This is a genomic window from Streptomyces sp. NPDC101776 (assembly GCF_044766845.1).
In the GTDB taxonomy this organism is placed as follows: domain Bacteria; phylum Actinomycetota; class Actinomycetes; order Streptomycetales; family Streptomycetaceae; genus Streptomyces.
This window is the reverse complement of the sequence record NZ_JBIWMV010000005.1, coordinates 112,318-127,704: the sequence shown is the minus strand read 5'-3', so window position 1 is coordinate 127,704 and position 15,387 is coordinate 112,318. Positions and strand designations below refer to the sequence as shown.

The following is a 15,387-nucleotide window of genomic DNA, read 5'->3' as shown; positions in this document are numbered from 1 at the left end:
GTCACCGCCACGCGAAGGAGTCGCTGACGATCCGCCAGGGGTCGACGTTGTCGGCGTTGACCGGCCCGGACAACGTCAGGTCGACCTCGTGGCCCTGCCGGTAGAAGGCGTACCCCTCGAACGCGTCCCGCACCACCTTGCCGGTGACCGGGTCCTTGGCGGAGTCGCCCTGGTAGGTCAGCCGGACGACAGGGCCTGCGTGCCGGGTCACCTCGGTCGCCTTCGGTGCCGCGAACTTCGGTACCTGCGCCTTGAGTTGGGGCACGACGGTGTTGGTGACGGAGCCGACCGTGGGCGCGGCGGAAGCGGTGGCCGTGGTGACGCGGACGGTGTTCAGCTTGTCCGTGAACACGGTCGTGGCGCCCTGCCCGGTGCGGGCCCAGCCCTCGGGCACCTTGACCGTGAAGCCGGTGAAGCCGGCGGCGGGCCGGTAGACCACGTACACCTGGTTGTCGGGGATGTCGCCGGGCGGATTCGACTCGGTGGGCGCCGGATTCGCCTGCTTGCCGCCACCCCCGGCTGCCGAAGCGGACGGGGCCGAGCCCGAACCCGAGTGCGAGCCGGAGCCCGAACACCCGCTGATCACCGCCGCGACCAGCACCAGCCCTACGGCGGCGGATATGCGTACAGGAGCCATGGCCACTGCCCTCCCGGAAGCCTGCGACCGGAGATCGGTCATGGCACCGACGCTAGGAGGCGGCCGGTTAACGCCCGGCACGCCGACGGTTAGACGACGGCAAAAGCGCGTGGCGCACCACCTCCGGGCAGGCCGGCGGCCCGCAGGATGAGGGCATGAGACAGCGTGTCGTGCGTGTGGCCCTCACCGCCGCCCTGGTCGCCGTGGTCCTCCTCGCCGTCCCGCTGGCCCTGGCCATCAGGTCGTCCCTGTACGCGGGCCAGCGCGACACCCTGGAACGCGCGGCCCTGTCGGGCGCCGTGCGTGTCAGCCCCGACTACACGACCGGCGATCCCGTCGAACTGCCCGCACCGTCGGCCGGAGGACAGCTCGGCCTGTACGACACCCACCTGCGCCTGCGGGCCGGCAGCGGCCCCAGGACCCCTGACGCGGCGGTGCGGCGGGCCTTCGGCGCGACGGTGGTGCGCGGTCACTCGGGCGGTGACCTCACCGTCACCGTGCCCGTGTCGCACGCCGAGCAGGTCATCGGCGTCGTACGCGCCTCCTCGCCCACCGACGCCGTACGCGTCCGGGTCCTCGCCGTGTGGGCCGTCCTGGCCGGCGCCTGTGCCCTCGCTCTGACCGTGGCGGTCCTGGTCGCCCGCCGCCAGGCGCGGGTGCTGGCCGCCCCGTTGGAGGACCTCTCCCGTCACAGCCGGGCCGTCACCGCCGGCGACCTGAGCGCACGCGCCGCGCCCAGCAGCATCGCCGAGATCGACCAAGTCGCCCGCACCCACAACGAGATGCTGCACAGCCTCACCGAACTCCTGCGCCACGAACGGGACTTCACCGCCAACGCCTCCCACCAGCTACGCACCCCGCTGACCGGACTGCAACTCACCCTGGAGGCGGCCCTCGCCCAGGACGACGACGCCCTGCTGCGCCCGGCGCTGGAGGAGGCGCTGGCCACCAACCGCCGCCTGCACGGCACGGTGGAGGAGGTACTACGGCTGTCACGTTCCCCCGGCCTGCCCGGCACTCGGGCTCCGTCCGTGGCGGTCGCAGGACTGCTGGGGGAGACCGAGGACCACTGGCACGGGCTGTTCGCCCGCGACGGCAGGCGGCTGCTGTGCACGACGGGTGACACGCCGGACGACGCCCGCGTCCCCGGTGCCCCGCTCGCCGAGATCCTCGGCATCCTGCTGGACAACGCCCGCGTGCACGGCCGAGGCACCGTCCGCCTCACGGTCCGCGACCTCGGCGACGCCCTCGCCTTCGACGTCGCCGACGAGGGCGCCATCGAGACGACCCGGCCCTTCGAGCGCGGACACACCGGGGACGGAGAGGGAGAGGGCATCGGCCTCGCGCTCGCCCGGGACCTCACCGTCACCCTCGGCGGCAGACTCTCCCTGACCGGCCGACGCCCCACCACCTTCACCGTGCTGGTACCGGTTCGTCAGGACGAGAACGGAGGCAGGACCGGGGACGGCGACGACTGAGGACGCCGGGACGACCAGGTGGTACACCCGACGACGAAGTTCAGGTGTGCGAGTCGATACGGCAAACCACACCTGTCGGGACGCGGGCGTGACGTCACTGTCCCGCGCAGACGTCCGCGATACGGTGCCACGGAAGATCACGCCAAGGGAGGATGCTCATGGAGTTCCGGCGGATCCCACGCGCTTCCAAGGCGCGTCCGCGTACGTCCCGCGGCGCTCGTGGCCGGCCGTCCACCGGCAACCCGGCGAGATCACGCCGGACCTGGTGGGGCGATCCGGCAGCCGACTGGCCCGTCCGCATGGTCATGGCCAAGCCTGACGAACGGCAGGTTTTCTGGGACGCGCGGGGCCGTGGACCAGTCCGAAACCGCTTCGTGGTGTCGGAGAGCTATGAGGTTCGGCACCCCACCCCCTGAGGGCGACCGTGCGAAGCCCATCTCTGGAGGACTGTGCGTCCGGTGAACACAGCGGATGAGGCAGACACGAAGCACATGGAGCATTCCGCGTTGCTTCGGGAGGTCGTCAGGTTCGGTGCCGTCGGCGGACTGGGTGTCGGGGTAAACCTCGCGGTGTTCAACCTCAGCCGAGCGGTCACGTCCATGCCCGTGGTGCGATGCAGCGTCATCGCGACCAGCGTGGCGATGGTCTTCAACTACCTGGGTTTCCGGTATTTCGCCTATTGGCACCGGGACCCGCGGGGCCGTGCCGTGGAGTTCGCTCTCTTCTGTGTCTTCAGCGTCGTCGGCCTGGTCATCGAGAACGGGGTGCTGTACGTCGCGACGTACGACTTCGGCTGGGACTCGGCCCTCCAGAGCAACCTTTTCAAGGTCATGGGGATCGTGTGCGGGACCCTTTTCCGCTTCTGGTCCTACCGCACCTGGGTGTTCCGGGTACGGCGCTGAGAGCGGCTCCGTGTGCCGAATGCCTGCGTGGAGCGGTCATGAGGTGGGGGCGATGTAGGCGTACACGGCGCTCTCCAGCCGGACGAGCCTCCAACCGCGGGCGTAGGACGGCGGACGGGTCGCGCCGGTGGTGAGGACGGCGACCGGCATCCGCTGGGCCGCGTGGGTGATGGTCGCGGCGTCGGCGTTGGCGTTGGGGCCGCTGGTACTGGCGGAGCCGCACCCGGCGTAGAAGGCGATCGGGAGGGTCGACGGCCCGGTGAGCAGACACGGCGGGCGTACGCCGGCCCGGCGCAGTGCGGCGGCCGTGCGCTCCCAGCCCTTGTGGGCGGCGGTGGTGCGCTGAACGGTGTGTGCCAGCACCGCGTACTGCACCGCTAGATGCCCGGCCAGGCCCATCGCCACCAGCGTCACGGTGACCGGGCGCCAGGCTCTGCCCGGCGCGGTGACCAGCCGGACGAGCGCGTCGGCGACCGGGATGGCCAGCAGCGCGTAGGTGGGCAGCAGGAAACGGGGCGCGGCGTATCCGATGAGGAACAGATACGGGATCGCCGCCGTCACCGCGCAGGCCAACGGCAGTGCGGTGGGCGGTGTGCGTCCGCCCCGCACGGCCACTGCCAGCGCGATGGCCGCCAGCACCGGGAGGGCGAACCACCAGGCCGTCACCGCGGGGTTCGGCATCGCGCCGGTGCACGGGCGGCACAGCGAACGCCCACCCAGGCTGCGCAGTTGGTCACCGATGGCCACGTGCCAGCCGAGACCGCCCTGGATGTCGGATCCCTCGGACAGCCGCTGGCCGAGGCCCCCGAAGCGGACGTACGCCTCTGTCACCCATTCGGCCGCCCCGGCCGCCAAACCGCCCGCCAGAGCGATGAGCAGCCGCCAGTGCCGCCACTGGCGAAGAACCACCAGGGCGAAGAGCAGCGGCAAGGTCACCCACACCGCGTCCGTGGGCCGCATCCACGCCATCAGCAGGGCACTTGCCGCCAGCCCCCACACCGGACCGCGGCGGGTGCGGTCGGTCTGGGCCTGAAGGAAGCAGCCGACACCTGCCAGGGCTCCGACCGCCACCCAGTAGTTGGGCATGGCCTGGGGACCGTAGAAGACGGTCACCCACAGGCTCGCGAACAGGGCGCCGCCCAGCGCGAGCACCCGGACCGGGAACAGGCCGCGCCAGGTGCGCAGCGCCAGGAACAGCCCGAGACCCGCCAGCAGCGCCAGGTAGACCCGCAGGAGCGGGGTGGACGACGACCATGCGGCGACCGGTGCCACCAGCAGTGAGATGCCGCGGGCGCGCGGGGCGCTGAAGAACGAGGCCGGGGCGTGGGAGCTGACCTGGCTGACGTACACCGACTCGTCCCAGCCCGGCCCCATGCCCGGTCGTACGACCACCAACTGGGCCAGGACGAAGGCGCCCGCCACCGCCGCCAGCCACCACTGGCCCTTGCGGCTCCAGCCCGCGGCCGGCCCGAGCGGCGGCTCCTGGCCGCCGACGCGGTCGAGTGTCACGGTGTGCACGGCTCTGGTCATCGTCCGTCCCTCGCCCCTGACGGGATGTAAAGTGCTGATGACCCTACAGACTGTAGGGTCACCTGTAGGAGCTGGGCCAAACATGGTCAAACTAGCTCGCACGCCCCCGGAGCGCACCGCGAAGGTCGACGAGGTCCGGCCGCGCCAGGGACGGATCGTGCTGCGGCTGTCCCTGGTCGGAGTTGTCGCCGACCAGGCCGCCCTCGTGCTCCGGGCCCGCGACGGAGGCCGAGCCGAGATGCGGCTGCCCGCCGAGAGTTACGGCGGCCGGTTCCAGGTACGGATTCCGCTGGACGCCCTCGCCACCGCGTGCACCGCTCGGGAATGGGTCTGGGACCTCTACCTGGACGCGGGGACGGAGGGAGCGCCGCTGCGGCTGGGCAGGCATACGGACGGCATCGACGGCGAGAAGAACGTCTTCCTCTGCCCGGCGCAGCACGCGGCCGGGATGCGGATGCAGCTGTACTGCACGGTCTCGGACAACGTGTCGATCGCCTGTGCGCGGGAGGAGAACCGGTGAGATCCGCTGCGGTGTCCGCTCCAGGGCCCGCGACTCCGCCCGGCGTGACGCCTCTTCGGCGAACGGGACTCGGCGAGACAGCCGTGACCACGCGCCCGCAGAACCAGGAGAAGCGACAACGCGGCGTGAGCCGCAGATCGAGTCCCTCGTCGCGCGGAAGCCGTACGATGCGCCGCCGAGCGAAGAACCCTGGTCACGCATCAGATCCGCGTACCCGAACCCGCCTCTCTTCCGCCCCCGTCCGCGCCGGTGACCCCGGCCATCCTTCCGAGGTGAACCCCCACGGTGCCCGCACGCCTTTCGCCCTCGAACCTCCGACAGCACACGCCCACGGACCGCGTTCCCTCCCCGACCGGGACACCGCGCCCACGTGCGCGGCTGCGTGGGGGCGCGGCCTCGGCCACGGTCTGGTACCTGCGGCTGCTCGCCGTGCTCAACCTGGCCGCGGTGGTCTCGCTGTCGTTCCGCGACGAGGTCCAAGAGCACAACGTCGGTGAGTACTTCACCCCGTATCTGGCCACCGCCGGGCTCGTCTCGGCGGCGCTGGCACTCTTCCTCGCCATGGTGATGCGGCGCCGCAAACGGGCCGCGTGGATCTTCAACCTGCTGCTGGCCGGCGGGCTGTTCGCGCTCTACACGCTGGCCATGACCCAGGAGGCGTACCGCGAGCACGTCACCAACTGGGGCTCCCTGCTGCTCACCGGCCTGTTCGTGGCCGCGCTGCTCCTCGGGCGCGGGGAGTTCACGGCCGTCGGGGACCGCTCCAACCCGAAGCTGGCCCTCGCCGCGGGAGCGGGCGGTCTCCTCGTCAGCGGCACGATCGGCACGCTGCTGGTCGCCGCCACCAACAAGCTGCCCGGCGCCACGCTGACCGACGAGATCGCCTACACCCTGCTGCGCGGCATCAGCGTCGGCCCGCTCGCCGACCGCGTCGACGCCGTGCACGCGCCGCGCTGGGTCGACATCCTTGTCAACATCCTGATCGCCGCGACCTTCCTGCTCGTCCTGTACGCCTGCTTCCGTGCCCCGCGCGGTCGCGCCCTGCTCGGTGAGGACGACGAACAGCGGCTGCGTGACCTGCTGGCCCGGCACGGTGAGCGGGACTCCCTCGGCTACTTCGCCCTGCGCCGCGACAAGGCCGCCATCTTCTCGCCCAGCGGCAAGGCGGCTGTCACCTACCGGGTGGTCGGCGGCGTCAGCCTGGCCTCCGGGGACCCCATCGGCGACCCCGAGGCATGGCCCGGTGCCATCGACGCGTGGCTGGAGGAGGCCCGCCGGCACGCCTGGACCCCGGCGGTGATGGGCGCGAGCGAGGAGGCCGGCACCATCTACGCCCGGCATGGGCTGGACGCCCTGGAACTGGGCGACGAGGCCATCGTGGAGATCGCCGACTTCACCCTCGAAGGACGTGCCATGCGGGGTGTACGGCAGGCCCACAACCGGGTGCGCCGGGCGGGATACACGGTGCGCGTCCGACGCCACGAGGACATCGCGGACGACGAGATGGCGCTGCTGATCGACAAGGCCGACCACTGGCGCGACGGACCGACCGAACGCGGCTTCTCCATGGCGCTGGGACGGCTCGGCGACCCCGGCGACGGCCGCTGCGTGATGCTGGAATGCCGCGACGCCGACGGTGAACCGCGTGCCCTGCTCAGCTTCGTTCCCTGGGGCGAGCACGGACTCTCCCTGGACCTGATGCGCCGGGAACGCGCCTGCGAGAACGGCCTGATGGAGTTCATGGTGGTTGAACTGCTGCTGCGTGCCCAGGAGTTGGGCGTACCGCGGGTGTCGCTGAACTTCGCCATGTTCCGCTCGGTCTTCGAACGCGGCGCGCGCCTCGGTGCGGGGCCGGTACTGCGGCTGTGGCGCTCGATGCTCACGTTCTTCTCCCGCTGGTGGCAGATCGAGTCGCTCTACCGCGCCAACGCCAAGTACCGGCCCGTGTGGGAGCCCCGCTTCCTGCTGTTCGCCAAGAGCGGCGACATCCCCCGCATCGGCCTGGCCAGCGCCCGCGCCGAGGGATTCCTCACCCCGCCACCCCTGCCCGCCCTCCGGCGCCGCGGGGGTTCCTCCGCCTCCGAGGCAGAACCGGTCGCGGCGACCCACAGCTTGTGAGGCGGTTCGACAGCGTACGGGCACCAGATGCGGAGCGTGACGTGCTACGACACCGCGGGGGACGCGGGCCGCAGTCTGGCGACGACCCGGTTGGCGGCCGTCTTCTGCAACAGCCCGTAGGCGAGCACCGGCAGCAGCAGGTGGGGTTTGTCGGGCAGCGAGGTCGTGATCAGTACCGCGCTCGCGCTGCTGTTGTTCATGCCGCAGGCCAGGGTCAGAGACGAGGCCACCGGGGCGTCCAGTCGCAGGATGCGGGCGGCCAGACGGCCCAGCACGAAGGACAGGACGCACACCAGGGCGGCCACGGCGAGGGCTGCGGCGAACAGCAGCGGACGTGGTTGGGTCAGGAAGGTGCCGAGGGCGCCGCTGGCGTTGACGTAGGTCAGGACCAGCGAGCCGGCCAGGGCCGCGGGCACCACGGTCCGCAGGAGACGGCCCTGCCACGACGGCGGCAGCACGAGCGCGCACAGGAGACCCGCGGCGCAGGGCAGGACCACGGTGGCGAGGGTGAATCCGCTCTGGGCGGAGCCGCTCGTACTGGTGAGCGTCTCGGCGTAGCCGCCGCTGAGGAGTGGCGCCAGAGCCGCCAGCAGGAGGGGTGTGGTGAGGGGGCTGAGCAGGGTGGAGGCGAGAACGAGTCCGACCATGGTCGGCTGGTCGCCCTCGCCCTTGCTGGTCCATACGGTGGCGCCGGCGGCCACGGGCATGGCCACGATCAGGATCATCGCGGTGAGCAGTCCACTGCCGCCGTCGGAGTCGGGGGTGCGGCGCAGCAGGAAGGCGACGAACGGTACGACGAGCAGCGGAATCGCCAGATGCAGGGCGAGCCCGGCCAGCATGGCCTTGGGGCGCCGCAGCACGCGGCCGAGCGCGCGGGCCGGTACCTGGAGCCCGGCCGAGAGGAGCACCAGGGACAGCAGAAGCGAGGTGGTGTGCAGGGTCAGGTGGGCCGGTCCGCCCAGCGGCAGGGTGTGCGGGCGGCGCAGCCACAGGCCGGGCCCCGGCAGGAGCAGGGCGGCGGCGTAGGAGACGAGGACGGCGCGGCCGAGCCGACGGCGCAGCCAGTTCGTCGCACGGTCAACAGGCGAGTGGGAAACAGCGGCAGGGTTCACGGCGGCCTTCTTCCGTCACGAGGGCAGGGGCGGGACGGGACGCCGATATGCGCAGGTGGCACAGGTGGATGGACATGAGGGCATCCTTCTCGGACGGTACGGGTGGGACAGGTGATCAGCACACGCAGTCAGGATGCGTTCAGGTGACCGGTGGCACGGTCGGGTCGGGTCTCATGACCTACGAACTGTCCGAGTTCCCCGTTCGGCTGCCCGTCACCGGCTCACGGCCTACTTGGTGGCCTCGATGCGTGCGGTGCTGATGGTCATGGGCGTACCGGTCACGGCGATGAGGTACATGCGCCGCTGCCCGCCGGGCAGTGCGCGGTGGCCGCCGGCCGGTCGTACGACGTACACGGCCGTGCTGTGCGGGGCGAGGGTGGCGGGGCCCGAGGTGATGGTCCACCAGTTCGAGGCGCCCTGGCCGAGGCGGCTGGCGAAGTGCGGGGTGAGGGCGGTGTCGGTGGTGTTGGCCGCGCGTACCGTGACGGCGGTGACGGAGGGGTGGGACCGACCGGTGAGGTGAGTGGTGAGGGCCATGCGCAGGGGCGGCGGGCTGGCTGCGGCGATGCAGGCGCACAGCAGTGCCGGGGTCACCAGCGCCGTCGCCACGGCGGCCTTCGCCGGGCGGCCGGTGAGGCGGGGGATACGGGGCTGCCACGCATGGGCCAGGGCCGAGGAGGGGACCGTCGCGGCGGCGGCCAGCCACAGCGGGGTCATCAACAGGAAGTAGCCGTCCTGGGAGCGGGTGGCGAGGTAGAACGACAGCCAGGGCAGCACGGTCAGCGCCGTACCCAGACGGCGGGCGAACAGCAGGGTCGCGGCGAGCAGGCCGACGAGGAGCAGTTCGCTGGCGTAGGAGTAGTAGTCCAGGCGGCTGCTGCCGTCGGTGAAGTAGTAGGAGATGCCCATCAGGCCCTGGCCGTGCAGGATCGCCTTCTGGGTGAGGGGCAGCAGGAGTCCGTGCAGCCAGGCGGAGAAGCCCTGGGCGGCGAAGTAGGCGTTGATGCCTGCCCACGTCAGTGCGGTGACTCCGGCGAAACGGGCCAGCACGGCCGCCGCGGGGCGGGCGCCGAGTTCGCCGCGCCGTACCGCGTAGAGGCCGATCAGGAGGAACGGGGCGAAGAACCAGGCCAGTTGCTGGGCGACGCAGGCGGCCCCCAGGCACACGGCCCGCAGCACCCCGCTCCGTTCCAGGCGTCCGCCCCCTCCGGTGGTCGGCCAGTAGACCGTCACCGGGATCAACAGGGCCAGGGCGACGATCGCCGGGTAGCCGGAGCGGGCGTAGCCCGGGAGGATGCCGAAGCCGAGGCACACGGCGGTGGCCGCCGACCGCCAGGGGGCGGGCAGCAGCAGCCACAGCGTGAGCGTTCCGGCGATCAGCGCGCCCGTGGTGATCAGGGTGGCGGCTGCCGAAGTGTGCAGCAGGGCGTGGACCGGCGCGGCGAGCAGGGCGGTCAGCGGTGGATAGCCGTAGGTGTAGTCCGCCGAGCCGGACATGGTCTTGGTCAGGCCGGAATGGGACGTGCCGAACAGCCAGGGCCAGGGCTGTCCGTAGACGGGGCGGCCGTGCGCGATCTGGTTCGCGGCCTGCGCGGTCAGTACGCCCTCGTCGGTACCGGCGTGGTTCAGCCAGTAACCGCAGACCACCAGGGCCACCGCGAGGACGAGAACTCCGGCGTCCACCCGGACCAGGGCCCGACGTCCCCGTACGGCGAGTGCGAGTACCCCGCACATGAGGATTCCGGCGTAACAGACGGAGATGACCGCGGCGACGGGCGGATCGGAGAGCATCGCCTGGGTCCAGGCCGAGCGGGTACCGATGAACAGGCTGATCGTGCCGATCAGCGTCATACCCCGGTGCCACTGCTGGGGGTTGTCCGCGTCTTCGGAAGCCCGCGGCCGACCGGCCGCGGGTGGGCGTGCGTAGCGCCGCCAGCCTCCGGTGTCGACGGTATGGGCTGCCTTGTCCACCTTCTCCATACTCATCTACTACATCATGTAGAAGAAAGATTGGCGCTCCGGATTCGTCCGGATGAGGTGAGAGGGTCATAAGAAATTGGTCCGGTGTTCAGGGGTGCCGGGTCGCTCGCGGACTTGATCTTCAGGTGCTTCGTTGCGCCACCCGGGCTCACTCTTCCGGTCCGCGTGCGTTTCTCCGTCTTGGGGAAAGCCGGGCCTGCTTGGTGAAGACCCGACCGCTCATTCCGGGTGTGTTCACACATGTGCCGTTTCCGGTACACAAGGCGGGCCTCTGATGAACCCGACCCCCCGCGGCCCACTCCGAACACCCGGGAGAATCCAGATGCCCAGACGCAACGTCAGGCCCGCGGCCCTCCTCGCCGCGACCGGAGTTCTCACCGGGGTGACCGCCGCCCAGCCCACCGCGTTCGCCGCCTCCCACCACCCGGCCGCCACCCGACACGTCCTGCTCATCTCCGTCGACGGGCTGCACCAGTCGGACCTGGCCTGGTACATCGCCCGGCACCCGAAGTCCGCGCTGGCCCAACTGGTCGGCGGCGGCGTGGAGTTCACCCACGCCAGCACCACCACGCCGTCCGACTCCTTCCCCGGCATGGCCGCCCAGGCGACCGGCGGCAGCCCCGGCACCACGGGCGTCTACTACGACGACACCTACAACGCGGCCCTGCTCCCGGCGGGCACCACCAGCTGCAAGGGCGTCAAGCCCGGGGTCGAGGTGGACCTCACCGAGGACCTCGACAAGAACCAGACCTCCATCGACGTCGGCCAGGGCCTCGCGGGCCTGCCCGACAGCATCCTGTCGATGACCGGCCACCCGCAGAGCCTGATCAACGCGTCGAAGCTGCCCGTCGACCCGAAGACCTGCAAGCCGGTCTACCCGCACTCCTACCTCAAGGTGAACACCATCTTCGAGGTGGCCCGCCAGGCCGGTCTGCGCACCGCGTGGTCGGACAAGCACGCCGCCTACGAAATCCTCAACGGCCCCTCGGGCACAGGCGTCCAGGACCTGTTCGCCCCGGAGATCAACAGCGACGCCCTCGGCTACGCCGCCGGCAACGACTGGACCACGGACAACAAGGCCACCGAGCAGTACGACGGCTACAAGGTGAAGGCCGTCCTCAACGAGATCGACGGCTACGACCACAGCCGCACCCACAAGGTCGGCACCCCGGCGATCTTCGGCCTCAACTTCCAGTCGGTCTCCACCGCACAGAAGCTGCCCGCCTCGGACGGCCTCACCGGCGGCTACACCGCCAAGAACGTCCCGGGCCCCCTGCTGGTGAAGAACCTCGACTTCGTCAACACGGAGATCGGCGCCCTGACCGCCGAGATCACCAAGCGGCACCTTGCCGGCAGCACCACCGTCATCCTCTCCGCCAAGCACGGCCAGTCGCCCACCGACCCCGCCGCGCTCACCCGTATCGACGACGGCCCGCTGGTTGACGGCCTCAACGCCGCCTGGAAGAAGCTCCACCCCGGCGCCCCCGACCTGGTCACACACGCCGTGGACGACGACGCCATGCTGCTCTGGCTCTCCGACCGCTCCCCGGCCGCCACCGCCTTCGCCAAGAAGTACCTGCTCGCCCAGAACGGCATCGGCACCGACATCAACGCCAAGCCCAAGGCATACACCCGCAGCGGGCTCAGCAAGGTCTACGCCGGCCGGGCCGCCGCCGACTACTTCCACGTCAAGCCCGGCGACGCCCGCGTCCCGGACCTCTTCGGAGTCGCGCAGTACGGCGTCGTCTACACCGGCGGCACCAAGAAGATCGCCGAGCACGGCGGCGGCCACTCCGACGACCTCGCCGTACCCCTCGTCATCTCCGGCGCCTCCGTCCCGGACGGCGTGCGCGACTCCGCGCACGTGCAGACCAAGCAGATCGCACCGACGATCCTGAGCCTGCTCGGTCTCGACCCCCGCTCCCTACAGGCCGTACGCGAGGAACACACCCCCGTGCTGCCGGTCCGCTGAGTCCTTCGGTCGGGAGAGCCGGACGGCCGTCCAACTGGCAGTCAGCTGGGCGGCCTTGGGCATGGCGCGGGCTCAGCCGTTCGGTCCGGCCGGGGTCGTGGTCGTCTTGAAGCCTTCGGTCTTGTTGGCCTGGACGGCGAAGTCGTTGGTGAACGTCTTGCTGAGGTCCACTGCCCCCTTCACGTTGCCGACCAGCTTCTCCGTCGCCAGAGAGGTCTTGGGGCCGCCGGCCGGCATGATGCCGTCCGGGAGGAACTGTCCCTTGTCCTCGTTCAGGGCCGAGACGTAGTCGGCCTTGGTCACCAGCTGGTTGGACACGAACGATGCCGGCAGCTTGTTCGCGATGTCGGCCGCGCTGTGCGTGTTGATCCAGTGCATGGTGGCGACGAGCGCGTCGACGACCTTCTGCACCGTGGCCTTGTGCGAGTTCACCCAGTCGGTGCGGGCGAGCACACTGGCGGCGGGATAGGCGCCGCCCATCGCAGCCGTGGCGCCGGCCGTGGTGGCGAGATCGATCGCGGACGTACCGACGCCCTTCTTCTGGATCGCGGCCACCGTCGGCTGCGTCGTCATCACGCAGTCGACCTTGCCGTTCTGTAGCGCGGCGATGGCGGTGGAGCCCGCCCCCACCCCGATCCGGTGGAACTGGCTGGTCTTTATGCCCTTCTTGGCGGCCAGGAACTGGGTGAGGGTGTCGGTGCCCGACCCCAGGTCGGTGACGCCAAGGGTCTTTCCCTTGAAGTCGGCGGCCGAGTGGACCCCCGACTTGGTGGTGCACATCTCGCGCTCGCCCGGTGCGCCGGAGAGCTGCACGACGTCCTCGACGGCCTTGCCCTTGGCCTGGAACTCGATCGTGTGGTTGTACCAGGCGCCCGCCATGTCCACCTGCCCCGAAGCCATGGCTTCCTCGGCGCCCACGCCACCGTCCTGCTCGGTGCTCAACTGCACGTTGACGCCGTACTTCTTGTAGAAACCGAGCTGCTTGGCGAGCTGGTACGGCAGATAGATCTGCTTGTCGAGGCCGCCGGCCATGAGCTTGACGGTCGGCGTGGAGCCCGAACCGCCGGTCGAGGCCGAGGAGTTGCCGGAACAGGCGCTGACGGCGCCGAGGACGAGAACCGTGAGGACGGACGCGGCGACGGCGGCGGGTCGTCTGGACATGGCTGATCACATTCCTTTGCTGAGGGTGTTGGGACGAAGAGGGGGTAAGTGCGGTGGTTTCAGAGGGAGTTCGCCTCGGTCGGGGCCGGCGGTCGCCAGGACAGCAGCCGGTGTTCGAGCTTGCCGATCAGCCACTCGGCGCCGAGCACGATGACCGAGATGACGAGCATCGTGGCGAACACGCCGTTGGGGTCGAAGTTGTTCTGCGCGGTCTTGATGACCAGGCCGAGGCCGCTCTGCGCGCCGAGCACCTCGCCGACCAGGGCGCCGACGATGGCGAAGCCGAAGGCGCTGTGCAGGCTGGCGATGATCCAGGTGAGTGCGGAGGGCACGGTGACGTGCCGGATGATCTGCATCTGCGAGGCGCCGAGGACCCTGGTGTTGGCGAGGATGTTGCGGTCGACCTCGCGGACGCCCTGGAAGGCGTTGAAGAAGACGATGAAGAACACCAGCACCGCGGCGAGCAGGATCTTCGGCAGCACACCGATACCGAACGCGACGATGAAGATCGAGCCGAGGACGATCCGCGGGATCGCGTTGACCATCTTGATGTAGGGGCCGAGCACGTCGGCGAGGAAGCGGCTCTGGCCGAGCGCGACGCCGAAGACCACTCCGGTGACGGCGCCGAGGGCGAAGCCGACGAGCGCCTCCTGGATCGTTGTCCAGATGTTCGAGTAGAAGGACCCGAACTCGGTGCCGTGCCGGAAGAGGTCGACCAGTCGCTTGGCGATGCCGGACGGCTGCCCGAAGAAGAACGGGTCGACGATCCCCCAGGCGGTGAAAGCCTGCCAGCCGCCGAGGACGAAGACCGCGAGCCCGACGCGACCGGCCCACACCAGCGCGGTGCGCCGCCGGACGGCACTCCTGGCGGCGACTGTGGCCGAGACCTGGGAGCCGTTCGCGGCCAGGGCGGTGGAAACGGTGGACGTCGTACTCATGCCGTACCTCCTGCGGTGCGGGCGTAGGCGCGCTCCACCTCCTCGCGCAGGCAGTCCCAGATCTGGTGCTGGAGCTCGATGAAGCGGGGCTGGAAACGGATCTCCTGGACCGCGCCGCGCGGGCGCGGCAGGTCGATGTCGAAGACCGCCTTGACCGAGCCGGGGCTGGACGTCATGACGACGACCCGGTCGGCGAGCGCCACGGCCTCGTCGAGGTCGTGGGTGATGAAGATGACCGACGGACGGATCTGCTCCCACAGGCCGAGGAGTTCGGTCGACATGATCGCCTTGGTCTGCACGTCCAGGGCGCCGAACGGCTCGTCCATGATCAGGATCTTGGGTTCGTTGATCAGCGCCGCCGCCATCGCCACGCGCTTGCGCATGCCGCCGGAGAGCTGGTGCGGGTAGCGGTCCTCGAACCCCGTCAGGCCCACCCGGCGCAGCCAGTCGCGTGCCGAGGCCTGGGCCCGCTGCTTGGGCACCCGGCGGAAGACGGGGCCCATCAGGACGTTGCCGAGGACCGTCTTCCAGGGCAGCAGGGCGTCGGTCTGGAACATGAAGCTGACGCCGTCGGTGACGCCGTCCACCTCACGGCCGCCGACCTTGACCGAGCCCTCGCTGGGCCGGTCGAGCCCGGACACCATGCTCAGCGTCGTCGACTTGCCGCAGCCGGTCGGGCCCACCACCGCGCAGAACTGGCCCGGCTCCACGGTGAACGAGACGTCCTGGAGTGCCGTGAACACCTCACCCGCGGGAGTCAGAAAGCGTTTGGTGAGCCCTGAGATCTCGACTCGGGCGCTGTCCTGGCCGGTCGTCTCGGCGACGGGGCCCGTCGCAACGTCGTTTCGCGAAGCCATCTGAGGCTGTCTCCTTCCTCTCTCGGAGGTCCTCGGAGTTCGAGGAAGGCAGACGCTAGAGGCCACGCGGTGTTACGTCGCTGTTTCAGACGTATCCCGCGTTAGTCGTGTTAACAGGGGTTCTGCGCATTCTGCTCAGCAGTTCGGGGGGTGGGCAGAATGTCCGCGGTGGGACACAATCA

12 protein-coding genes are annotated in these 15,387 nt (G+C 70.3%); 5 read left to right on the top strand and 7 right to left on the bottom strand.

The features are described from left to right. Position 1: 1 nt before the first annotated feature. Entirely contained in the window at positions 2–637 is a 636-nt protein-coding gene (locus ACIRRY_RS19120; RefSeq protein ID WP_403973912.1) for a hypothetical protein, read from the bottom strand. Positions 638–792: 155 nt separating this feature from the next. On the opposite strand from ACIRRY_RS19120, the gene ACIRRY_RS19115 reads away from it, so the two are divergent. Together ACIRRY_RS19115 and ACIRRY_RS19110 are read left to right on the top strand one after the other, a co-directional pair. Continuing rightward, positions 793–2,115, top strand: coding sequence for a sensor histidine kinase (locus ACIRRY_RS19115; RefSeq protein WP_403973910.1), 1,323 nt, complete (start codon positions 793–795; stop codon positions 2,113–2,115). 491 nt (positions 2,116–2,606) lie between these two features. After that, the gene (locus ACIRRY_RS19110; RefSeq protein ID WP_403974585.1) at positions 2,607–3,017 is read left to right on the top strand and encodes a GtrA family protein; all 411 of its coding nucleotides are present in this window, start codon (positions 2,607–2,609) and stop codon (positions 3,015–3,017) included. A 36-nt stretch (positions 3,018–3,053) separates the two neighbouring features. On the opposite strand, the gene ACIRRY_RS19105 is transcribed toward ACIRRY_RS19110, so the two are convergent. Continuing rightward, entirely contained in the window at positions 3,054–4,547 is a 1,494-nt protein-coding gene (locus ACIRRY_RS19105; protein ID WP_403973907.1) for a hypothetical protein, read from the bottom strand. Positions 4,548–4,629: 82 nt separating this feature from the next. On the opposite strand from ACIRRY_RS19105, the gene ACIRRY_RS19100 reads away from it, so the two are divergent. Together ACIRRY_RS19100 and ACIRRY_RS19095 are read left to right on the top strand one after the other, a co-directional pair. Then, complete coding sequence (locus ACIRRY_RS19100; protein WP_403973905.1) at positions 4,630–5,067, top strand: hypothetical protein; 438 nt, start codon at positions 4,630–4,632, stop codon at positions 5,065–5,067. Between the two features lie 378 nt (positions 5,068–5,445). Further along, positions 5,446–7,185: a phosphatidylglycerol lysyltransferase domain-containing protein gene (locus ACIRRY_RS19095; protein WP_403974582.1), complete on the top strand. Its 1,740-nt coding sequence runs from the start codon at positions 5,446–5,448 to the stop codon at positions 7,183–7,185. A 44-nt stretch (positions 7,186–7,229) separates the two neighbouring features. On the opposite strand, the gene ACIRRY_RS19090 is transcribed toward ACIRRY_RS19095, so the two are convergent. Next, complete coding sequence (locus tag ACIRRY_RS19090) at positions 7,230–8,297, bottom strand: sodium-dependent transporter (RefSeq protein WP_403973903.1); 1,068 nt, start codon at positions 8,295–8,297, stop codon at positions 7,230–7,232. A 228-nt stretch (positions 8,298–8,525) separates the two neighbouring features. Next, positions 8,526–10,277: a hypothetical protein gene (locus ACIRRY_RS19085; RefSeq protein WP_403974579.1), complete on the bottom strand. Its 1,752-nt coding sequence runs from the start codon at positions 10,275–10,277 to the stop codon at positions 8,526–8,528. Positions 10,278–10,599: 322 nt separating this feature from the next. Between ACIRRY_RS19085 and ACIRRY_RS19080 the strand changes: the two genes are divergently transcribed. Then, entirely contained in the window at positions 10,600–12,249 is a 1,650-nt protein-coding gene (locus tag ACIRRY_RS19080) for an alkaline phosphatase family protein (protein WP_403973900.1), read from the top strand. Positions 12,250–12,321: 72 nt separating this feature from the next. On the opposite strand, the gene ACIRRY_RS19075 is transcribed toward ACIRRY_RS19080, so the two are convergent. Genes ACIRRY_RS19075 through ACIRRY_RS19065 form a run of 3 tightly spaced genes read right to left on the bottom strand, consistent with a single transcriptional unit; the run spans position 12,322 to position 15,205 of the window. Further along, positions 12,322–13,410 carry an ABC transporter substrate-binding protein gene (locus tag ACIRRY_RS19075; RefSeq protein WP_403973897.1) on the bottom strand — a complete coding sequence of 363 codons (1,089 nt, stop codon included), beginning with the start codon at positions 13,408–13,410 and terminating at the stop codon, positions 12,322–12,324. Positions 13,411–13,469: 59 nt separating this feature from the next. Then, positions 13,470–14,348, bottom strand: coding sequence for an ABC transporter permease (locus ACIRRY_RS19070; RefSeq protein WP_403973894.1), 879 nt, complete (start codon positions 14,346–14,348; stop codon positions 13,470–13,472). After that, the gene (locus ACIRRY_RS19065) at positions 14,345–15,205 is read right to left on the bottom strand and encodes an ABC transporter ATP-binding protein (protein WP_403973892.1); all 861 of its coding nucleotides are present in this window, start codon (positions 15,203–15,205) and stop codon (positions 14,345–14,347) included. The genes ACIRRY_RS19070 and ACIRRY_RS19065 overlap by 4 nt, the downstream gene beginning before the upstream one ends. Positions 15,206–15,387: the final 182 nt, after the last annotated feature.